The organism is Enterobacteriaceae endosymbiont of Neohaemonia nigricornis, assembly GCF_012571795.1.
GTDB lineage: Bacteria > Pseudomonadota > Gammaproteobacteria > Enterobacterales > Enterobacteriaceae.
On record NZ_CP046222.1, the window covers coordinates 394,993 to 417,507 of the forward strand.

General features: G+C 19.6%; 21 protein-coding genes and 1 other RNA gene. 12 read left to right on the top strand and 10 right to left on the bottom strand.

All coding sequences use genetic code 11. The features are described from left to right. Positions 1-4: 4 nt before the first annotated feature. The 6 genes from GJT85_RS01925 to parC all read right to left on the bottom strand — a co-directional run bounded on the left by GJT85_RS01925 (position 5) and on the right by parC (position 8,180). Positions 5-664 carry a NuoB/complex I 20 kDa subunit family protein gene (locus GJT85_RS01925; RefSeq protein ID WP_208754530.1) on the bottom strand — a complete coding sequence of 220 codons (660 nt, stop codon included), beginning with the start codon at positions 662-664 and terminating at the stop codon, positions 5-7. Positions 665-678: 14 nt separating this feature from the next. Next, positions 679-1,059, bottom strand: a complete 381-nt coding sequence (gene ndhC, locus GJT85_RS01930; RefSeq protein WP_208754531.1) for an NADH-quinone oxidoreductase subunit A — start codon at positions 1,057-1,059, stop codon at positions 679-681. A 31-nt stretch (positions 1,060-1,090) separates the two neighbouring features. Continuing rightward, positions 1,091-2,395, bottom strand: a complete 1,305-nt coding sequence (gene thrC, locus GJT85_RS01935) for a threonine synthase (protein ID WP_208754532.1) — start codon at positions 2,393-2,395, stop codon at positions 1,091-1,093. Further along, positions 2,395-3,333: a homoserine kinase gene (thrB, locus tag GJT85_RS01940; protein ID WP_208754533.1), complete on the bottom strand. Its 939-nt coding sequence runs from the start codon at positions 3,331-3,333 to the stop codon at positions 2,395-2,397. Before thrB ends, thrC begins: the two co-directional genes overlap by 1 nt. An 18-nt stretch (positions 3,334-3,351) precedes the next feature. Continuing rightward, on the bottom strand, positions 3,352-5,805 hold the full coding sequence (thrA, locus tag GJT85_RS01945) for a bifunctional aspartate kinase/homoserine dehydrogenase I (protein WP_208754534.1): 2,454 nt from the start codon (positions 5,803-5,805) through the stop codon (positions 3,352-3,354). A 122-nt stretch (positions 5,806-5,927) separates the two neighbouring features. Next, entirely contained in the window at positions 5,928-8,180 is a 2,253-nt protein-coding gene (gene parC, locus GJT85_RS01950) for a DNA topoisomerase IV subunit A (RefSeq protein WP_208754535.1), read from the bottom strand. 171 nt (positions 8,181-8,351) lie between these two features. Here parC and GJT85_RS01955 point away from each other — a divergent pair, with 171 nt between their 5' ends. The 6 genes from GJT85_RS01955 (at position 8,352) to GJT85_RS01980 (ending at position 13,253) form a co-directional block, all read left to right on the top strand. Continuing rightward, positions 8,352-9,413 (top strand): 3-deoxy-7-phosphoheptulonate synthase, encoded by a 1,062-nt coding sequence (locus GJT85_RS01955; RefSeq protein ID WP_208754536.1) that lies wholly within the window; start codon positions 8,352-8,354, stop codon positions 9,411-9,413. 14 nt (positions 9,414-9,427) lie between these two features. Next, positions 9,428-10,546: a bifunctional chorismate mutase/prephenate dehydrogenase gene (tyrA, locus tag GJT85_RS01960; RefSeq protein ID WP_208754537.1), complete on the top strand. Its 1,119-nt coding sequence runs from the start codon at positions 9,428-9,430 to the stop codon at positions 10,544-10,546. Positions 10,547-10,660: 114 nt separating this feature from the next. Further along, positions 10,661-10,870, top strand: a complete 210-nt coding sequence (locus GJT85_RS01965) for a S4 domain-containing protein (protein WP_208754538.1) — start codon at positions 10,661-10,663, stop codon at positions 10,868-10,870. A 14-nt stretch (positions 10,871-10,884) separates the two neighbouring features. Continuing rightward, entirely contained in the window at positions 10,885-11,595 is a 711-nt protein-coding gene (locus GJT85_RS01970) for an RluA family pseudouridine synthase (protein WP_246212342.1), read from the top strand. Between the two features lie 202 nt (positions 11,596-11,797). Beyond that, positions 11,798-12,433, top strand: coding sequence for a thioredoxin domain-containing protein (locus tag GJT85_RS01975; protein ID WP_208754539.1), 636 nt, complete (start codon positions 11,798-11,800; stop codon positions 12,431-12,433). 31 nt (positions 12,434-12,464) lie between these two features. Beyond that, positions 12,465-13,253 (top strand): 5'-3' exonuclease, encoded by a 789-nt coding sequence (locus GJT85_RS01980; RefSeq protein ID WP_208754540.1) that lies wholly within the window; start codon positions 12,465-12,467, stop codon positions 13,251-13,253. A 22-nt stretch (positions 13,254-13,275) separates the two neighbouring features. Here GJT85_RS01980 and yihA read toward each other — a convergent pair whose 3' ends face one another. Further along, entirely contained in the window at positions 13,276-13,875 is a 600-nt protein-coding gene (yihA, locus tag GJT85_RS01985) for a ribosome biogenesis GTP-binding protein YihA/YsxC (protein ID WP_208754541.1), read from the bottom strand. A gap of 84 nt (positions 13,876-13,959) precedes the next feature. Between yihA and typA the strand changes: the two genes are divergently transcribed. Then, positions 13,960-15,792, top strand: a complete 1,833-nt coding sequence (typA, locus tag GJT85_RS01990) for a translational GTPase TypA (protein WP_208754542.1) — start codon at positions 13,960-13,962, stop codon at positions 15,790-15,792. Between the two features lie 53 nt (positions 15,793-15,845). Here the strand turns inward: typA and ssrA are convergent. Together ssrA and smpB are read right to left on the bottom strand one after the other, a co-directional pair. After that, positions 15,846-16,207: a transfer-messenger RNA gene (ssrA, locus tag GJT85_RS01995) on the bottom strand. Positions 16,208-16,216: 9 nt separating this feature from the next. After that, positions 16,217-16,684 carry an SsrA-binding protein SmpB gene (smpB, locus tag GJT85_RS02320; RefSeq protein WP_208754611.1) on the bottom strand — a complete coding sequence of 156 codons (468 nt, stop codon included), beginning with the start codon at positions 16,682-16,684 and terminating at the stop codon, positions 16,217-16,219. Positions 16,685-16,902: 218 nt separating this feature from the next. On the opposite strand from smpB, the gene grpE reads away from it, so the two are divergent. The 3 genes from grpE to rpmG all read left to right on the top strand — a co-directional run bounded on the left by grpE (position 16,903) and on the right by rpmG (position 18,042). After that, on the top strand, positions 16,903-17,541 hold the full coding sequence (gene grpE / locus GJT85_RS02005) for a nucleotide exchange factor GrpE (RefSeq protein ID WP_208754543.1): 639 nt from the start codon (positions 16,903-16,905) through the stop codon (positions 17,539-17,541). 84 nt (positions 17,542-17,625) lie between these two features. Beyond that, positions 17,626-17,838: a 50S ribosomal protein L28 gene (gene rpmB, locus GJT85_RS02010; protein WP_208754544.1), complete on the top strand. Its 213-nt coding sequence runs from the start codon at positions 17,626-17,628 to the stop codon at positions 17,836-17,838. 36 nt (positions 17,839-17,874) lie between these two features. Next, positions 17,875-18,042, top strand: a complete 168-nt coding sequence (rpmG, locus tag GJT85_RS02015) for a 50S ribosomal protein L33 (RefSeq protein ID WP_208754545.1) — start codon at positions 17,875-17,877, stop codon at positions 18,040-18,042. Positions 18,043-18,136: 94 nt separating this feature from the next. Here the strand turns inward: rpmG and rpmE are convergent, their stop codons facing one another. Next, complete coding sequence (gene rpmE, locus GJT85_RS02020) at positions 18,137-18,352, bottom strand: 50S ribosomal protein L31 (protein ID WP_208754546.1); 216 nt, start codon at positions 18,350-18,352, stop codon at positions 18,137-18,139. Positions 18,353-18,463: 111 nt separating this feature from the next. On the opposite strand from rpmE, the gene priA reads away from it, so the two are divergent. Both priA and mnmG read left to right on the top strand, forming a co-directional pair. Then, positions 18,464-20,590, top strand: a complete 2,127-nt coding sequence (priA, locus tag GJT85_RS02025) for a replication restart helicase PriA (RefSeq protein WP_208754547.1) — start codon at positions 18,464-18,466, stop codon at positions 20,588-20,590. 37 nt (positions 20,591-20,627) lie between these two features. Continuing rightward, complete coding sequence (gene mnmG, locus GJT85_RS02030) at positions 20,628-22,511, top strand: tRNA uridine-5-carboxymethylaminomethyl(34) synthesis enzyme MnmG (protein ID WP_208754548.1); 1,884 nt, start codon at positions 20,628-20,630, stop codon at positions 22,509-22,511. Positions 22,512-22,515: the final 4 nt, after the last annotated feature.

The window sequence follows — 22,515 nt, forward strand, 5'->3', positions numbered from 1 at the left end:
TATTTTATACTTGATTAGGTTTTTTAAATTTCATATTTTTTTTAAAAAAATTATTTGGAGATTTAATTTTAGCTTTATAAATTCCTTGATCTCCTATTATCCAAGACAATGGCCGACGTTCATAATGAATAGCTTTTTGTAATAGTAATAAAGCTTGTATATATGCTTCTGGTCGTGGAGGACAACCTGGGATATAAACATCTACAGGTAAAAATTTATCTACACCTTGTACTACAGAATAAATATCATACATTCCACCAGAATTAGCACATGAACCCATAGATATTACCCATTTGGGTTCTAACATTTGATCATATAATCTTTGTATAATAGGAGCCATTTTTAAAAAACATGTACCAGCAATTACCATAAAATCAGCTTGTCTTGGAGAAGTTCTTAATACTTCAGAACCAAAACGTGATATATCATTAATAGATGTAAAAGATGTAGTCATTTCTACATAACAACAAGATAAACCAAAGTTAAAAGGCCATAAGGAATTTTTTCTACCCCAATTCACTAAATTATTTGTGATTTTTTTCAAACTACCTAGAAAAATATTATTATTTACTGATTCTTTTATTGGATCATTATTAATATTTTTTTTTTCTTCTAAAGGATATTTTTTTTTATTAATATTAATTTTAGTCAAAGTATATTTCATAATAAGTTATTTGTTTAAATGTTAGATTTCATATTTTTTATTTTACTTGATATATTTAAAATATGCATTTTAAATAAATAAAACAAACTTGTTAAAATTGTTAGTATAAATAATATACCTACTATAAAACCTTCAAATTTAATTTTTTTAATACTTACAGACCATATATATAAATATAATGTTTCAATATCAAAAATTACAAAAAATATTGCTACTAAAAAAAAATTAATGGCTATTCTAAGTTTAGTATTACTAAATGCATATGCCCCAGATTCAAAGGGTATATTTTTGTCTATACCATATGAACGTCCTCCTAAACACCATGATAATAATAATATTAAAATACTAATTATGATAGTAATTGATGTAAATATTACAAAATTATTTATTTTCATTATAATTAATGTTTTTTTAAAAATGATTATATTAATTTATAGATATATATTTTTGTTGTAAAAATTTTTTAAAAGTATTAAAATTTTTAGATAAAATATAAGATTTATTTTTTTTATTTACACAATTAGATAAAATTTGTGGTAATAAAATATTTTGTTTTAAAATTTTTAATATATATTTTTGAAATTTTGCAGGATGAGCAGTACCTAAAAATATATTAAATATTTCTTTATTATAAGTATGATGTTTTAATGCATTAAAACTTACAGCAGTATGTGGTTCAGAAATATATTTATATTTTTGATATAAATATATTATAGCATTAGTTGTATCTACATCATTAATAGATATAGATTTTAACATACTTAAATCCCAATTATTTTGATGAAAAATTTCCATAATTCTTGGCCAATTATTAGGACAACTTACATCCATAGCATTAGATAATGTTGTTATTGTTTTCTTAGGATTCCAATGACCATTATTTAAATAATTTACTATTGTATTATTAGCATTAGTAGCTGCAATAAAATAATTAATAGGTAATCCCATTGTTTTAGCCATTAATCCTGCTGTCAAATTGCCAAAATTACCACTTGGAACTGAAATAATAACTTTTTTATATTTATATTTTTTAGGAATTTGTTTATACGCTTCAAAATAATAGCATATTTGTGCAAGTAAACGACTAATATTAATAGAATTAGCAGAATTTAATTTTAATTCTTGTTTTAAAACAATATCATTAAAAGCTTGCTTGACTAAATTTTGACAATCATCAAAATTACCTTCAATAGCAATAGTTGTAATGTTTTTCCCTAAAGTACAAAATAATTGTTCTTGTAAAAAAACAATTCTATTTTTTGGATATAAAATAATTACTTCAATGTTAGGAATATTATAAAAAGCATGTGCAACAGCAGCTCCGGTATCACCTGAAGTTGCTATTAAAATAGTTATTTTGTCTTTTGAATAAAAAAATTGTAATATTTGTGCCATAAAACGAGCACCAAAATCCTTAAAAGCTAAAGTAGGTCCATGATATAATTCTAGACAAGCAAGATTATTATCTAATAAAACTAATGGTACTAAAAAATTAAAACATTTTTTTATTATTTTTGTTAAATCATCTATTGATATATCTTTAATAAAATATGATAGTATTTTACTACTACAATCAACAAAATTTAAATTTAATAATTGTAATATATCTTTATCTTGTAATTTAGGCATATAACAAGGAAAAAATAATCCTTGTTTATTTCCTAAACCTTTTTTTAGTGCTTCTACAAAACTTACTTGTTCCTTATTATAATTAATATTGAAAAATTTCATTATGTCTCCATATCCATAACTATAGTACCTATTGTATTAATTACACAAATATACACAAAACCTTTATGATTTTTTATATAATGATGTTCTAACCATTTTACCATATTTTGTGCATGTACTAGATTATTAAATATATAAAATAAAGTTGGCCCAGAACCTGCAATTCCATAATTTAATGAACCTAATTCTTGTGCTTTATTAATAACTTGATCAAACTCAGGAATAATTTTTTTTCTATATGGTTCAGCAATAAAATCTTTCATTAATTTTAATGCTAATTTTTCTTGTTTAATATGACTAGCATGTATAAAACCAGATAAATATTGACTATGTTTTATACATACATCTCTCTTATAATAGTTAGGTAAAATTTTTCTTGAATTATATGTTGATAATTCAACCCCAGGATATGCAATAACCCAAAACCAATTTTTAAAAAAAGGAATATTTTGAATATTAATATCGTCCATAATTAATATTAATTTCATACCACCTAAATAACATGGAACAATATTATCATAATGGATATTACCTGAAAATAATCCCTCTAATTCACCCATTAACATAATTAGTTCATTATGATTTAAAGGATTATTACAAAATATATTTATAGCTTTTAAAAAAGCTACAATAGAGCACGCACTAGAACCTAATCCAGAACTTATAGGAACATTTTTTTCTAAAATTACTTTTACTGGTATAGTTTTGTTAATTTTTTTACAAAATTTTAACCAACAATGAAAAATAATATTATTTTTATAATGTTTAGGCAAATCTTTAACAAAAGATCCAGTTTGTATTAATTCAAATTTTTTATTAGGTAAAATAGAAATATAATCTCCTAATATACCATTATCTAATCTATGTAAAGCAATTCCTAAAGAATCAAAACCAACATTAATATTACCAATAGATGCAGGAGCATAAACTTTAATCATTATATAAAATTCCTTGTTTTATACAGTATAAATACTTAATAAATCTGTTAAAATTCCTGCTGCTGTTACATTTTTACCTGCGCCATAACCTCTTAATATTAAAGGTAATGGTTGATAATAATTACTATAAAAAATAAAAGCATTTTCTCCATTTTTAATTTCAAATAAAGGATGTGTAATATCTACACTTAATATTTTAACTTGACATATTCCTTGATGATCTATACTACCGACATAACGTAATACTTGATTTTTTAATTTAGCTTTTTTTATTTTTTGAATAAAAATTTGATCAATTTGCAATAAATTTTGTTCAAAATCTTGAATTGAATTATTATTAATATTATTAATTACAGGTTCAATATTAATATCTTTTAATTCTATCTGTAACCCTATTTCTCTTGCTAAAATTAATAATTTTCTAGCTACATCTATACCAGATAAATCAATACGTGGATCTGGTTCTGTAAATCCCATTTTTTTTGCTGTTTTTACTGCTTGCGATAATAACATACCTTCTTCTAATTTCCCAAAAATAAATGATAAAGAACCAGATAAAATACCATAAAATTTTATTATTTTATCACCTATTTGTAATAAATTTTGTAAGGTTTTAATAACAGGTAATCCTGCTCCAACATTAGTTTCATATAAAAAATATTTTTTTGTTTGATACGTAATACTACGAATTTTTTTATAATATTTTAATGTAGATGTATTAGCTTTTTTATTAGTAGCTACTATATGTAATCCAATATCTAAAAAATTAATATAATTATTTGCTATTGTTTGAGATGATGTGCAATCTATAATAACTGGATTATATAACTTATACTGTTTTATAATTACTAATAGTTTGTCAATACTAAATGTTGGTGCATGTAATATTAATTTTTCCCATTGATTTAAATTGATTCCATTTAAATCTATGAGTGTATGTTTCGTATTTATAATACCGCAAATTTTTATTCTAACACAATTATTATAAATATATAAATTTTTATGTTGTATATTTTTTATTTGATATAATAAAGTTTTACCAATATTACCAGTACCAATAATAAATACTTCTAAGATTTTTTGATATTCAAAAACTATGTGATGAATTAATTTTAATAAATATTTATTATTTTGATTTTTTATAATAAAAGAAATAAAATTTTGAGAAAAATTATGAGAAATATCTAATATAGAAATTTTATTTATCATAAATAATTTATATAAATTATTTATGATATTAATATTATTATTAATATTATTACCAACTAAAGAAACTATAGATAATGATTTTTTTATTATAATAGGTTGCAATAGTTTATTAATAAATTCCTTATGTAATTCTTGTTGTAGTATTTTTTTAAAAGTATCATAATAATTATAAGATATACAAATATTAATATTTAAGGGGCTAAAAGATTGTGTAATAAAATATATAGGTATATTAGATTTAAATATAATGAAATAAATTTTGTTTATAATATCATTTATATTTTTATTAATAATACTGTTAATATTAATAATTAATACATTATTAATTATTGTAATACCTTTAATATCATATTGATTTTCATTAATATTATTACTAATAATAGTTCCCTTATTATTAGGGAACATAGTATTTTTGATTATACAAGGTATACTATTTATTAATAATGGAAATATAGTTTTAAAATGTAAAATTTTAGCACCTAAATAAGATAATGTTAAAGCTTCATTATATGATAAATATTTTAATAATTTAGCATTTAATATAACATTAGGATCTGCAGTATAAATACCATTAACATCAGTCCAAATTTCACAATATTTAGCATTTAAACATGCTGATAAAATTGATGCTGAATAATCAGATCCATTTCTACCCAATAATACAACTTCATTTTTTTTATTGATAACAGAAAAACCTACCATTAAAATAATATCAATATTAGATAATTTAATACTTTTAGTTTGTTTTATAGATTGTTGAATATTTATTGTTGCTGATTGATAATTATTATCATCATCTAACGATAATAATTGTGTAGGGAAAATATATAATTTATATCCTATATTTAATAGTAATTCTTCAAATATAATAATAGAAAATATTTCTCCTTGAGATAAAATTTCTGCATATAATTTATCAGAACAATTTTGTACAGAAGAAATATTATTTAATATATTTTTTATATTAATAAAAATAAGATTTACTCTATTATTTATTTTAAAAATATTAAAATTTTTTATATATTTTTTTAAATCAGTTATAATTTGTATAATTAATTTATTTGTATCTATTAATAAATTATTAAAATTTTCTGATTTAATAGCTTTTTGTATCATTAATTCTAAATTATTTGTAACAGTTGCTGGCGCGGATAATACTACTCCTATAGCACCATTTTTTACAGATGTATTAATAATATCAACAACTAACAGAATTTTTTTTGCATTAGCTAAAGATGTTCCACCGAATTTTAATATTCGCATTTTATTTTATCTCATTATATATTATAAGTTATATAAGATATCTAAAATATAGATCATTATAAAAAATAAAGTATATTATAACTTATATTTTTACAACATTATTATACAGTTTTAATAAATAATTATTCTTTAATATAAGTATTATGGATAATATTATTAATATTATATTTATTTAATGAAAAACCTGTATGACCTCTATTAGAATGAAATTTTTTTAAATCTTTAAAATTTAATTTAAATATATTTGTACTAGTATGTATATATACAATAGACTGTTGATTAATTAAATAAATCCACTTTACTTGTTCAAATTTATTTATAAAAGATTTTTTATCTATTGTAATTAATTTATTTCCTCTACCTTTAGATAATAAAGGTATATCTTTTATAGATAATAATAATAATTTTCCTGTAGAAGATATAATTAATATATATATATATATATTATTGATAATTAAAGGAGATAAAATTTGAGCATTTTCTGTTAATATTATTAATAATTTACCATTTCTATTACTAGCAATTAAATCACGAAATTTACAAATAAAACCATATCCTGCATTAGTAAATAGTAAAATTTGAGTATCTAAAGATTCCATTATTAAATATTTAATTGTAGATCCTTCTGGGATATATATTTTACCATTTAAAGGTTCTCCTTGACTACGTGCCGGTGGCAAAGAATTAGGATCTATACTATAACTTCTGCCTTTTGAATCAATCATTGCAATAATTTGATTTTTTTTACCTTTTACTGATAAGAAAAAATTGTCTCCAGACTTATAATTTAAATTACTTGGATCTATAGTATGTCCTTTTGCACACCTAATCCAACCCATTTTAGATAAAATGATTGTAATAGGTTCATCTGTAACTAATTGATTATCATTTAATATTTTAGCTTCTTTACTTTCTTTTAATAATGAACGACGTTTATTACTATAGAATGTGGTAGCTAATAATATTTCTTTTTTTAATAATACATTTAATTTTTTTGCAGATATTAGTGTTTTTTGTATATTATTAAATTTTATTATTAATTTTTTTTGTTCATTTAATAATTTTTGTTCTTCTAATAATGAAATAGAACGTAATTTAAAATTTAATAATGTTTCGATTTGTAATTCTGAAAAATTAAATTTATGTTTAATAATTTGTGCAGGATTATCATTAAAACGAATAATATTAATAAATTCTGTTAAATTTAAATAAACTATTAATAATCCTTTTATAATATGTAATTTTTTTTTTAATTTTTTTAAATAAAAATTTAATCTTCTTTTAATAATAATACGTCTAAATGTAATCCATTCATTTAAGATTTCTAATAAATTTTTTACTGCAGGTTTATTATTTAAACCAATCATATTTAAATTAATACGATAACTTTTTTCTAAATCAGTAATACAAAATAGATGATACATAATATCTTCTATATTTAAATAATTAAAATTATTGCGAATGATAATAACAATTCTTGTCGGATTTTCGTAGTCTGATTCATCCCTAACTTCTTCAATCATAGGTAATTTTTTATTACGAATATGTGTATTAATTTGTTCAATAATACGTATACCAGAAACTTGATGAGGTAATGCTGTAATAATAATATTATTATTAATTGTATGCCATACAGCACGTAATCTAATAGAACCTTTACCATTTTCATATATTTTAAATATTTCTTTTTTAGGAGTAATAATTTCACTTCCTGTAGGAAAATCTGGTCCTTGAATAATATTTAATATATCTTTTAATGTAATTTTTGGATTATCTATTAATTTTATTATAGCATCTGCTACTTCTTTGATATTATGTGGAGGTATATCTGTTGCCATTCCAACTGCAATACCATTAGCACCATTTAATATAATATTTGGTAAACATGCTGGTAATATTTTAGGTTCTAATAATGTACCATCAAAATTTGGAATATAATCTACAGTACCTTGTTCAATTTCATTTAATAATAAATCTGAATATTTAGAAAGACGTGATTCAGTATATCGCATAGCTGCAAAAGATTTAGGATCATCAGGTGTTCCCCAATTGCCTTGACCCTCTATTAATGGATATCTGTAAGAAAAAGATTGTGCCATTAAAACCATTGCTTCATAACAAGCTACATCTCCATGAGGATGATATTTGCCAATAACATCTCCTATAGTTCGTGCTGATTTTTTGAATTTAGATATAGATTTTAATCCTAATTCAGACATAGCATATATTACTCTTCTTTGTACTGGTTTTAATCCATCACCAATATGTGGTAATGCTCTATCTGTAATAACATAAATAGAATAATTTAAATAAGCATATTCTGCAAATTTATGTAATGATATAGTTTTATTTACATTATTTTTTTTTTTATCCATATAAATATCCTAATATTTATAAAATAATTCATAATTATATTATGAATATAATTTTCTTATTTAATAAGAATATAAATATTTTTATTATTTTATTCTTTAATTTTATTTAAATATTTATATACTATATAAAAAAACAATTCATTTTTTATTTTAATATCATCAAAGGTTAATATGTCAGAAATAAATAATATTAATAATGAACAACATATAATTATTCCTAAGGAATTAAAAAAACAATTACCTTTATCTATAAAAGGTAAGGAAAGCATATTTCATGCGAGACAGACTATAAATAATATTTTAATAGGTAAAAATCCTAAATTATTAATTATCTGCGGACCATGTTCTGTACATAATATAAATGAAGCTATAGAATATTCACAATTTTTAAAAGAAATAAGTTCAAAAATTACAGATAATATTTATATAGTTATGAGAGTATATTTTGAAAAACCAAGAACAATTATTGGATGGAAAGGATTAATTAATGATCCAGATATGAATAATTCTTTTAATATTAATAAAGGACTTTATTTAGCTAGAGAATTATTATTAAAATTAGTACAAAATAATATTGCTATAGCTACAGAAGTATTAGATCCTAATATAACTCATTATTTAGGTGATTTATTTAGTTGGTGTGCTATTGGAGCACGCACTACAGAATCACAAATACATAGAGAAATTGCAGCTTCATTAAATATTCCAGTTGGTTTTAAAAATAATACAGATGGCAGTATTAATAGTGCTATCAATGCTATTAAAGCTGCTAATAATCAACATAGTTTTATTACTATTAATCAGAATGGTAAAGTATGTATTAGACATACTACTGGTAATAAACATTGTCATGTAATCTTACGAGGTGGTAAAATACCTAATTATTATGCAGATGACATTAAAACATGTGAAAAAAATTTAATTTTAATGGGATTAAAACCAAAAATTATGATAGATTGTAGTCATGGAAATTCTAATAAAAATTTTAAAAATCAAGAAAAAGTAGTAAATTCTGTTATATCACAAATTAAACAAGGTAATAAATCAATATTTGGTTTAATGTTAGAAAGTTATATTCATGAAGGTAATCAAATAATAGATAGTCAAAATAAATATTCTATAAAATATGGTATATCTGTAACAGATGAATGTATAAATTTACAAACAACAGAAAATATTTTACATAAAATTTATTATGAACTAAAACAAATGCCATTACGTTTCTTATCATAAGAAGAACAAATATTATGATAAAAAAATTAGAATATAAACAAAATAATATTTTGAATAATAAATTAAATTTATTACGAGATAAAATAGATATTTTAGATACTAAGTTATTATCTATTTTATCTAAAAGATATAATTTGGTTAAAAAAATAGGAAAAATTAAACAACAACATGGATTACCAGTTTATATACTTGAAAGAGAAAAGTATGTTATTAATTTAAGAAAAAAAGAAGCAAAAAATATAGGGTTGTCTGCTAATTTTATTGAAAAAATTTTAAATAATATAATGTATGAATCTTATATATATGAAAATATGGAAGGATTTAAAAAATTAAATATAAATTTAAAAAAAATACTCATTATAGGCAAAATATATAATACTGGATATATATTTAAAAAATTATTAACATTATCAAATTATGATGTATCGATGATTAATCATGATTTTTGGTTAATAAAAAATTTTCATTCTTACTTTATAGATGTAGAAATGATTATTTTAAATATATCTATAACATCATTAAATGATGTATTAAAATATCTTCCAAAATTATCTAATAATTGTATTTTAGTAGATATTACACCTATTAAATATATTTCTATAAATAAAATTTTAGATCAATATAGTGGTCCTGTATTATATATATATCCTATATTACCTTCTAATAATATATCTATTTTAACTAAACAAAAAATTATATATAGTCATGGACGTTTGTCTAATATGTATAATTGGTTTTTAAAACAAATAAAATTATGGGGTGCAGAATTAGTGCATATAAAAGATCATAAAAATTATCAATATATATCTATAATACAAGCATTACAATATTTTAATATGTTAACTATGAATGCTTTTTTATTAAAAGAAAAATACCAAAAAAAAATATTTAAAAAATTAATACCATTATTTAATGATCTAGAATATAAATATTATAAAAATTTTTTCACAACTGATATAGTATTATATCAGCAAATATTAATATCAGTTCAGAAAAAATTTAATTTATATGAACAATATATAAATCATTTAAATAATATTTTATTTTTAATAAAAAACAAAAATATTAATGATATTAATAATATTAATCATAGAATAAAAGAATTTTATAATATAAATGATCATCAAAATTAATATATAAAAAAATAACATTATAATATGTTATATAAATTATTATTTCATTATTTTTGTAAACTTAACATATTTTTTATGTTAAGTTTTTTAATAATATACATAAAAAATACATTAATGATAAAATTTAAATATAAAATTATAGTTAATAAAATAGAAAAAAATATTCGATTAGATTATTTTCTTTCTACAAAACTAAAAAGTTTTTCTAGAAATCAAATTAAAAGTTGGATTATAAATAATTATATAACAATTAATAATCATATTATTAATATACCTAAAAAAAAATTTTATTATATGATAAAATTGAAATTAATGCTTATATAAATAATAATAATACCATATGGAAAGCACAATATCTTCCATTAAAAATTATTTATGAAGATGCTTATTTATTAGTAATAGATAAATCTATAAATATTGTTGTACATCCTGGCAACAAAAATAGAGATAATACAATATTTAATGCATTATTATATAATTATCATTTTTTAAGAGATTTGCCAAGAGCTGGTATTATACATAGATTAGATAAAGATACTACAGGATTAATGTTAGTAGCTAAAGATATGTTAACATATATATATCTAAAAAATTTATTAAAAAAACATAAAATTATTCGAGAATATGAAACTATTGTATATGGTATTATAAAAAATGATCAAATTATTAATTTACCTATAAAAAAAGTATATTTTAATAATATAATTAAAATGATTATTCATTCTACAGGCAAAGAATCTATTACTAAATTATTTGTAAAAAAACATTTTGTTAAATACACATATCTAAGAGTACAATTATATACTGGTAGAACACATCAAATTCGCACTCATCTATCTTATATAAAACATGGCATTATAGGTGATCCTTTATATAAACAATTAAATATATCAAATAATATGTTATTTGATTTAATTAATCGTCAAGCATTACATGCATGTTATTTAAAATTTAGACATCCTGTTTTTAATAATATATTGACTTTATATTCTAAGTTACCTAAAGATATACAAAATGTATTAGATTTTTTAAAAAAAATATCATATTAAATTATATAAAATAATTTTTAATATAGAAAAAATTATTTTTTTATAATACAATAATAATCATAATATTAATTATTATATTTATTACTATAAATAGTATAGAATACTTAAAAATTGTATTTAAATTATTTATTAAATTTTTTGTAAAATAATTAATATTACATATAAATAATATTACTTACATTATTATAGAGTTATACACATTATGAATATCAAAAAAAATGTATTATTAATAATATTGTTTATTACTACTTTAATACCTAATTGTATACAAGCTAGTATTAATCAAAATATTAATAATGTTTCTCAACAACATGTTACACACAAAAAACATATAATAGAATTTTTTTCATTTTTATGCCCACGTTGTTATAAATTTTTTATTATTACTAATAATAAAAAAAGTATTAGTAGTAAATATATCATTACTAAATATCATGTTAGTACAACAAATTCAGAATTAAATATGTTAGCAAGTTATAATTGGGTTATTGCACAAGCATTAAATGTTGAAGATCAGGTTATACAACCATTATTTGAAGGTATTCAAAATAATACTATTTATGATTATCCAACAATGAAAAAAGCATTTATTAATGCTGCTACTAATATAAATGAACAACAATATGATGCTGCTTGGGATAGTTTTTTAATTAAAGGATTATTTATGCAGCAAGATAAATTAATTGAACATTATAAAATATCTAATTTGCCTGCTTTTGTTATTAATACAAATATAATTAGTATGAATAATATATTAAATAATTGTAAAAAAAATTGTTTGGCAAATATTTTAAAATTAATTAATAAATCTTATACATATAAAAATATTAATATATAATATTTTTATGTAAAAGTTGTATATAAAATATATGAATAATAATCTAATTTTAATAGATGGATCTTTATTATTATATCGTGCTTATTATGCATTACCTTGTTTATTTAATAAACAAGGTCATCCTATGAATGCAATATACGGTTTTATTAGTATATTTAAAAAAATTATTAATTTATATGTTAATAGTAATATTGTTGTTATTTTTGATTCGCCAGGCAATTCTTTTAGAAAAAAAATATTTAATCAATATAAACAACAAAGAAAAAAAATGCCTAATAATCTTATTATACAAAAACAAAAATTATATAAAATTATTCAATATATGGGCTATCAAGTTATATCTATAAAAAATGTAGAAGCAGATGATATTATTGGTACTTTAGCATTAACATATATAAAATATAATTTTTTAGTTTTTATTGTAAGTTTAGATAAAGATTTTGCACAATTAGTATCTAATTATATTTTTTTACTCAATCCTATAACTTTTAAAATATTAAAATCCGAAGATGTTTATCATAAGTATGGTGTATATCCACAATTAATTAGTGATTTATTAGCATTATCTGGTGATTATACAGATAATATACCTGGAATTCCTGGCATAGGTATCAAAACAGCACAATTATTACTTAATAATTTTGGCAATTTAATTTCTATTTATAAAAATATAGATCAAATATTTATTCCTAGAAAAAAAAACATACATATTCAATTAATGAAATATAAAAAAAAAGTATTTTTTTATCATCAATTAACTAAAATCAATACTAATATTTATTTAGAAAAAAAATTTTTAATTAATATTAAAAATTCATAATGTTTAATAATTATTACATAAACTACAACCAACCATTAATAGTGTTTTTTAATATCTTGATATTATTTTTTTTTATAGAAGAAAATACTAAAATATTCATATAATAATTATTAATATTAGTTAACTTAATAATTTGTTGTTTTAATAAAAAAGTCTGTTTTTTTATATTATTTAAGGATAATTTATCAGATTTATTTAGTATTAATAATACTGGCTTATTATAAAATAATATTTTTTTTAAAAGAATAATATCAATTTCTTTTAATAGTCGTCGAATATCAACTAATAATAATATTCCTTTTAAAGAATTTCTATGTATAAGATATTTTTTTAAAAAATTAAAATAATGGTATGATATATGTTTTTTAAATTTATTATATCCATAACCAGGCATATCTAAAAAACATAAATGTTTATTACAAAAAATATTTATTTTTTTTGTGTTTCCTGGTAATTTACTAATTCTAGATATATTTTTATTTGATAAAGTATTAATAATAGTTGATTTACCTACATTAGAATAACCTATTAAAATAATCTCATTGTAAATATCATAATGTAATTCATGTATATTAGTAATACTATAAGAGTAATTAATATTATTAAAATTTTTTATGGACATAGTATTTTTATAAAATTTAACAAGTTATTTTACTTTAAATAAAATTATAAAATATATAATAAATATTTATATTGAGAAAAATTTATGCAAAAAATACGTAATATAGCTATTATAGCACATGTTGATCATGGTAAAACCACTTTATTAGATAAATTATTAGAACAATCTGATTCATATAATAATAAAAAAATTATAAATTATAAACATCAACAAAGACTAATGGATACTAATTACTTAGAAAAAGAAAAAGGAATAACTATTTTTTCTAAACAAACTACTATTTTTTGGAATGATTATCAAATTAATATTATTGATACCCCTGGGCATACAGATTTAAGTGCAGAAGTTGAAAGAATATTATCAATGGTGGATTCTGTATTATTAGTTGTTGATGCTATAGAAGGACCTATGCCACAAACTAGATTTGTGACACAAAAATCTTTTGAATATAATTTAAAACCTATTATAATTATAAATAAAATTGATAGAAAACCAAATAGAATTGACTGGGTAATAAATCAAATATTTGATTTATTTATCGAGTTAAATGCTTCAGATATACAATTAGATTTTCCTATTATATATACTTCTGCCATTAATGGTACATCTGGATATAAAACAAATTTAATAGAAAAAAATATGGATGCTGTATTTAATAGTATTATAAAATATACACCTCATCCTAATGTAAATATACACGGTCCTTTTCAAATGCAAGTTTCACAAATTAAATATGATAAATATTTAGGTAATGTCTGTTTTGGATTAATTAAAAGAGGTCATATAAATATTAATGATTTTGTAACTACAGTTGATAAAAATAAAAAAAATATAAAAATAAAAATATTATATTTAATACAAAATATAGGACTTAAAGAACAATATTTAGATTGTGCTTATGCAGGTAATATAATTGGTATTGCAGGAACAAATTTACATGATATTCATATTTCTGATACTATATGTAATAATAATTATTATGAAGCTTTACCTGCATTGAAAATTGATCCTCCTAAAATTAATATATTATTTCATGTTAATAATTCGCCATTTGCTGGTCAAGAAGGACAATATGTAACATCTACAAAAATATTGAATAGATTAACTAAAGAATGTTTATATAATATATCATTAAAAGTAAAATCAACAAATGATAATATTTTTTGTGTATCTGGTAGAGGAACATTACATTTATCTCTGTTAATTGAAAACATGCGTAGAGAAGGTTATGAATTTGCTATATCTAAACCTAAAATTATAGAATGTATAATAAATAATGAAAAACATGAACCTTTTGAAATATTAATTTTAGATTTTCAATCTAATAAAAAAGGAAAAATTATAGAATATATAAGTAATAAAAAAGCTATTATTAATAATATTTTATTAAGTAAAACCAATAATAGAATTATTATTGAATGTATCATATCTAGTAGAGCATTAATTGGTTTTAGAACAGAATTTATGAATATAACTGCTGGTACAGGTATTATGAATTCATTCTTTAGTCATTATAGTAAAAAAAATAATGGTTTTATAAATAAAAGAAATAATGGAGTACTCATTTCTAACAGTACAGGTTATGCAGTATCATTTGCTTTATCACATTTACAATCTAGAGGTATATTATTTATAAAACCAGGAGAAAAAATTTATGAAGGACAAATTGTAGGCATACATAATAAATCTAATGATCTTACAGTAAATTGTTTACAAAATAAAAAATTAACAAATATGAGAGCTTCTGGTAGTGATAATGCTATTATTTTAGTACCTAATAAAAACATATCTCTTGAATATGCTATAGATTTTATTAATGACGATGAATTAATAGAAATTACACCTACATCCATTAGATTTCGCAAACAATTTTTAAAAGAAAAACAAAGAAGAATACATAATAAAAACCAAATATAATATGATATATAATATCAATTAATTATTTTATTAAAAAATAATAAAAAAATTATTTATGGAGCTGGGGGGATTCGAACCCCCGTCCAAAAATACTACACTATTAGCAACTACATGTTTAGTTTCATACTAATAATTCAATAATATTAACTGATGAACAAAGTTATAATATTACCTAAGTCTATTAATAATTTAACATATAATATTAGACTTATTATATGCGATCTCTTTTGTTATGACTTGTATTTTATATCAAAGAGCAAATAATAAAATACAAGACGCCTTCAGTGTTTTAAGCTGCTAAAGCGTAATTGTTGTTTTTTGCATTTATTATTATACGGTTTTTTTACAAGGCCTACCGTATTACCTTGACATGCTCTTCAAGTTTCATAATTTTGTCGAATCCAAAATCAGCCCCAAAATAAAATTATTTATATTTTTTTATACGTAATTTATTAATATTCCATTCTTTTAATTTTAATAAATTTCTTTTATCAAAATTTTTCTTTCCTTTAGCAATAGCTATATTTGCTTTACAAAAAGATTTTTTCCAATATAAACCTATAACTACAATAGTAAAACTTTTATTTTTTATATAAGTTTGTAAAAATTCAATTTCTTTTTTATGTAAAAGTAATTCCTTATTTCTATCACATATATATTTTACATGACTACAATGCGTAATTAATGGTGTTATTTTGGTATTAAGCAGATATATTTTACCATTAGGTAATATATTTACATAACTATTATTAATAGTAACATTTCCTAATCGTAATGATTTTACCTCCCATCCTTGTAAAATTATCCCAGCCTCTATATTTTTTTGTATAAAAAAATTATGATAAATTTTTTTATTTAAAACAATATATTTTTTTTTTTCATTTTTATTAATATAAGTCTATAATATACAAATATTATATATTTGAAAATTAATTTCAAATAATAAATACATATAATAAAATAATTATAGTTTAATATAAAATTATATTAATTTAAAGTATTTTTTATAATTTATAATTATTTATTTTTACATTTATTTGTATTTTTTTATATTATATTAATTATAAAAACATATAATAAATATTTTATATTATTAATGAGGTTATTTAAATGAATAACATGAAAAATATCCAAGATGAAACAATAACAAATACAAAACAACATGAACATGATAATGAACATGAAAATATAGATATAAAAAATAAAAAAAATCATAAAGATAAAAAAAAAAATGTTTTACAAAATAATGAAATACAAGTTTTAAAGAGTGAAAACGATCAATTACAATCTGAAAATTTATTATTAAAAGATAATATTCAAAAATATGAAAAAACTATATGGAATATTAAATTAAGTAATCAAGCTGAAATAGAAAATATTAGGAAAAGATCTGCTTTAGACATAGAAAATACTTATAAATTTTCTTTAGAAAAAATTATTACAGAACTATTACCAGTAATTGATAATTTAGAACGTGCAATAATTTTAGAAAAAAATAATGATAATTTTAATTCAATTGTAGAAGGTATTAATTTAACCTTAAAATCATTTATTAATACGATTAAAAAATTTGGTGTAGAAATTATTGATAAAATTAATATACCTTTTAATCCTTTACAACATCAAGCTATGTCTGTTGTTAAATCTGATACAATACAAGACAATTACATTATAGAAGTTTTACAAAAAGGTTATATGTTAAATGGCAGATTATTAAGACCTGCTATGGTAATTATCTCACAAAATTAAAAATTAATAATTATTTGTATAATAAATGCATATATTATTTATTATAAAATATTTTATAATAAAATATTAATTAAGGAAATATAAATGTCTAAAATATGTCAAATAACAGGGAAAAAAACTATAAAAGGTAATAATCGTTCTCATGCTATGAATGCTACTAAAAGAAAGTTTATACCTAATTTACATTATCATAAATTTTGGGTAAAAAAACAAAACAAATTTATTAAATTACGCATATCTACAAAAGGTATAAGATTAATTAATAAAAAAGGTATAGAACATATTTTATCAATATAATTTCAATTATTAAAATTAGGATATTAAAATTATTTTATGGCTAAACATTCTCGTAATATAATTAAATTAGTTTCTACGGCAAATACTGGACATTTTTATACTACTACTAAAAATAAAAAAAATAATACAAAAATAATAGAAATTAAAAAATTTGATCCCATTATTAGAAAACATGTTTTATATAAAGAAAAAAAAATTAAATAAATATATAAATTATTATAATTATATAACATAGTATTTAATCAATAATGTTATTTTTTTTATAACATTATTGATTATTTAGAAAATAATATTTACCCTAAAATTTTATATTTTTAAATTTCTTTTTAAAACGTTCAACACGTCCTTTAGTATCAATAATTTTTTGTGTGCCTGTATAAAAAGGATGGCAAAGATTACAAACATCTAAATTTAATTCTTTATTATTTTGTAAAGTTGATTTAGTATAAATAATATTCCCACAAGAACATTTTGCTGTAATACAATTATAATTGGGATGAATACCTGTTTTCATAATAAATCCTTAATATATTATATTACTAAAAAATAAATAAAGTAATTATATAAAATTGTAATTTCAATTACAAGAATAATTCGTTTACATATTAAATAATAAATATTAATTATGAGAATTGCACAAGTTGTTTTTAATAATATTTTTTTATATGAACCTTATGATTATTTATTACCAAAATATATGATTGTAAATATTGGTTATAGAGTTATTGCACCTATTAAAAATAATAAACATATAGGTATAGTAATCAATATTACAAATAGTACAAATATAAAAATAAAAAAATTAAAATTTTTATATAAAACATTAGATAATCAATCACAATTTAATAATATATTATGGAATATTGCAAATAAAATATCAAAATATTATTTATGTCCTATTGGTGTTATTTTATTTAAGATGTTAATTATAAATAAACAAAATAAATATTATAATATAAATAATAATATTAATATTAAATATGTTAAATCATTAACACCTAAAATTAATATTCAAAAATTTAAAATATTAAAAAAATATGGTGTTTTAGTAAATAATATTTATTATTATGATTTAAATAAAAATATAATATTTAATTTAAAAAAAAAAATTTTTTATATATTAAATAAAATAAAAGATAGGACTATTAATTTACATACAAATCTAATTAATAAAAATATTATTAATTATAGTATTAATATACCCATAAATATATTTAATATATGGGTATCAAATAGTAGTTTCGTTTTTTTTAATGAAATGAATATATATTTATATCTTATAAATAATATTTTACTAAATAATAAACAGATATTAGTAATAACATCACAACAATATTATATATATTATATATATAAATATTTTACAAATACATTTAATGTACCTATATGTTTATTATGTTCAAATTTATCTGTAAAACAAAAATTTTTATTAAGTAATAATATTAAAACAGGTAAAATATTAATAATTATAGGTAACCAACAATCTATCTTTATGTCATTTAATAATTTAGGATTAATTATTATTAATGAAGAGCATGATTATACATATAAAAAAAAATATGGATTAAGATATAATACAAAAAAAATAGCTATTTTACGTGCTAAAATAGAAAATATCCCAATTATATTAAATTCAAAAACTTTATGTTTAGAAACATTATATAATATTAATATAGATAAATATAAATTTTTACATATAACATCTGACAAATATATATATAATAATTTTTATTTCAAAATTATTAATACAAATAATCAATTATTAAAATGTGGTATATCACCAAAACTCATACAAAATATTAATATACATATTAAAAATCAAGGACAAGTTATAGTATATTGTAAAAACACAGGATATGCACAAGCTATTTTATGTAATACTTGTAAAAAATGTATAAAATGTTTTAAATGTAATAAAAATTATATTTTTTATAAAAAAAATCGTCAATTATATTGTAAATATTGTAATACTATAATAAATATGTTTAAAATATGTCAGCATTGTAAATCTAATAATTTTATTCCTCTTGGTATAGGCACAGAACAACTTAAAGAATTTTTACAAAAAATATTTTTTAATATTCCTATATTATTAATTAATAAAAGTTATTCATTAAATACATTATCATTATATATTTATGATAAACCAATAATTGTAATTACATCAAAAATATTATATAAAAAATATTTTACTTTTTTAAATAATACATTAATTGTATTTTTTAATACAGATTATATTTTTTTTTCTAATAATTTTCGTACCACAGAATATTTTTTTCAAAATTTTTTTAATATATTAAATAATCATTTTGAAAAAAATAAAAAAAAAGTTGTAATATTACAAACTTGTTATATACAACATCCTTTTTTTGATACTATTATTAATAGTACAGATAAATATAATGATTTAGTAAATATGATTTTGTGTGAAAGAAAAAAATTAATTTTGCCACCATTTAGTAGGCATATATTGTTAATATTTGAATCTGTAAAAAAACATATATTATTAGAATTTTTATCTATTTTAAAAATAAAAATTATATCAATAATTAAAAATGATAAAAATATTTCTATAATTGATCCTTTAGAATTTATAATTAATAAAACACAACTAATATTTCGCACACAAATAATATTACAATATACTTGTAATAAACAAATAAAATATATTAAAAATAATATTTTATACTTTATAAAAAATATTAAAAACTCTAATAAAATTAAATTTATGATTGATATCGATCCTATTTAATTTATTAATATATAAAACTCATGTAGGATATTAATATATGTCTAACATAAATAGATTTGATATTATAATTGTAGGTGGTGGTCATGCTGGTACTGAAGCCGCTATTGCTAGCACTCAAATGAAAAAAAAAACTTTATTAATTACAAATAATATAGATACTATAGGACAGATGTCTTGTAATCCTGCAATTGGCGGGATAGGCAAGGGACATTTAGTAAAAGAAATAGATGCTCTAAATGGTTTAATGGGTACTGCTATTGATCATTCAGGAATTCATTTTAAGATACTAAATAATAGTAAAGGACCTGCAGTTAGAGCAACTAGAGCACAAGCTGATCGTGAATTATATCGTCGTAATATTAAATATACTTTAGAAAAAAAAGAATTTTTATCTATTTTACAACAAGAAGTAACAAAATTAATAATAAAGAAATATGTTGTACAAGGTGTTATTACAAAAAATAATGATATATTTTATGCAAATGCTATTATTTTAACTAATGGTACATTTTTAAATGGATTAATTTATATAGGTTTAGATAATAAATTCGCAGGTGGTAGAATTAATGATTTATCTTCTATAAAGTTAGCACATTTTTTACAAGATTTACCTTTAAAAACAGGTAGATTAAAAACAGGTACACCACCACGTATTAATAAAAATAGTATTAATTTTTCTCAATTAGAAAGTCAACATAGTGATAATCCTTTGCCACATTTTTCTTTTATAGGAAATAATAAACAACATCCTAAACAATTACCATGCCATATTACTTATACTAATCATAACACACATCAAATTATATTAGATAATATTAATAATAGTCCTCTATATAATGGAATATTAACAAGCAAAGGTCCAAGATATTGTCCATCTATTGAAGATAAAATAATAAGATTTCCTAATAAAAATAAACATCAAATTTTTTTAGAACCTGAAGGATTATATAGTAATGAAATATATCCAAATGGTATTTCTACTAGTTTGCCTTTTAATATACAATTATTAATTTTAAGATCTATTAAGGGATTAGAAAATGCACAAATAACACGTCCAGGATATGCTGTAGAATATAATTTCTATGATCCTAAAGATCTTAAACCTACGATGGAAAGTAAATATATACAAAGATTATTTTTAGCAGGACAAATAAATGGTACAACAGGTTATGAAGAAGCTGCATCACAAGGATTATTAGCTGGATTAAATGCATCTCTAATAATAGATGATAAATCTACTTGGTTCCCTTTAAGAAACCAAGCATATATAGGTGTATTAATAGATGATTTATGTACTTTGGGTACTACAGAACCATATCGTATGTTTACTTCTCGTGCTGAATATAGATTAATTTTACGAGAAGATAATGCTGATATGCGTTTAACAGAAATTGGCTATAAATTAGGTTTAGTCAATAATGAAAGATGGATAATATTTAATAAAAAAATAGAAAACATAGAAAAAGAAAAACAAAGATTAAAAAATCTTTATGTTTCTTATAAAGATATTAATATCAATAAACAATTAAATTATTTATTAAATAATCCTTTAAAAAAAAATATGAATGGCATTGATTTATTAAAACGTACAGAAATATATTATGATGATTTAATTAAATTAGACACTTTTAGTCCAGGATTACATAATAAAGAAATTACCACATATATTGAAACTGAAATAAAATATGAAGGATATATTAAAAGACAAACAGAACATATAGAAAAACAAAAAAAATATGAAAAAACATTAATTCCTATTAATTTAAAATTTAATATTATTAAAGGGTTATCTAATGAAGCTATTGATAAATTTAATTTATATAAACCCTATACTATAGGACAAGCTTCTAGAATTGCGGGAATTACAAATTCTGATATCACTATATTATTAATATATATATTAAAAAATAGATATAAATAATAAA

Excerpts from the sequence above, each read along its gene's own strand:
- GJT85_RS01925 (WP_208754530.1), bottom strand. The coding sequence starts at position 664 with ATGAAATATACTTTGACTAAAATTAATATTAATAAAAAAAAATATCCT.
- ndhC (WP_208754531.1), bottom strand. The coding sequence starts at position 1,059 with ATGAAAATAAATAATTTTGTAATATTTACATCAATTACTATCATAATT.
- thrC (WP_208754532.1), bottom strand. The coding sequence starts at position 2,395 with ATGAAATTTTTCAATATTAATTATAATAAGGAACAAGTAAGTTTTGTA.
- thrB (WP_208754533.1), bottom strand. The coding sequence starts at position 3,333 with ATGATTAAAGTTTATGCTCCTGCATCTATTGGTAATATTAATGTTGGT.
- thrA (WP_208754534.1), bottom strand. The coding sequence starts at position 5,805 with ATGCGAATATTAAAATTCGGTGGAACATCTTTAGCTAATGCAAAAAAA.
- parC (WP_208754535.1), bottom strand. The coding sequence starts at position 8,180 with ATGGATAAAAAAAAAAATAATGTAAATAAAACTATATCATTACATAAA.
- GJT85_RS01955 (WP_208754536.1), top strand. The coding sequence starts at position 8,352 with ATGTCAGAAATAAATAATATTAATAATGAACAACATATAATTATTCCT.
- tyrA (WP_208754537.1), top strand. The coding sequence starts at position 9,428 with ATGATAAAAAAATTAGAATATAAACAAAATAATATTTTGAATAATAAA.
- GJT85_RS01965 (WP_208754538.1), top strand. The coding sequence starts at position 10,661 with ATGATAAAATTTAAATATAAAATTATAGTTAATAAAATAGAAAAAAAT.
- GJT85_RS01975 (WP_208754539.1), top strand. The coding sequence starts at position 11,798 with ATGAATATCAAAAAAAATGTATTATTAATAATATTGTTTATTACTACT.
- GJT85_RS01980 (WP_208754540.1), top strand. The coding sequence starts at position 12,465 with ATGAATAATAATCTAATTTTAATAGATGGATCTTTATTATTATATCGT.
- yihA (WP_208754541.1), bottom strand. The coding sequence starts at position 13,875 with ATGTCCATAAAAAATTTTAATAATATTAATTACTCTTATAGTATTACT.
- typA (WP_208754542.1), top strand. The coding sequence starts at position 13,960 with ATGCAAAAAATACGTAATATAGCTATTATAGCACATGTTGATCATGGT.
- grpE (WP_208754543.1), top strand. The coding sequence starts at position 16,903 with ATGAATAACATGAAAAATATCCAAGATGAAACAATAACAAATACAAAA.
- rpmB (WP_208754544.1), top strand. The coding sequence starts at position 17,626 with ATGTCTAAAATATGTCAAATAACAGGGAAAAAAACTATAAAAGGTAAT.
- rpmG (WP_208754545.1), top strand. The coding sequence starts at position 17,875 with ATGGCTAAACATTCTCGTAATATAATTAAATTAGTTTCTACGGCAAAT.
- rpmE (WP_208754546.1), bottom strand. The coding sequence starts at position 18,352 with ATGAAAACAGGTATTCATCCCAATTATAATTGTATTACAGCAAAATGT.
- priA (WP_208754547.1), top strand. The coding sequence starts at position 18,464 with ATGAGAATTGCACAAGTTGTTTTTAATAATATTTTTTTATATGAACCT.
- mnmG (WP_208754548.1), top strand. The coding sequence starts at position 20,628 with ATGTCTAACATAAATAGATTTGATATTATAATTGTAGGTGGTGGTCAT.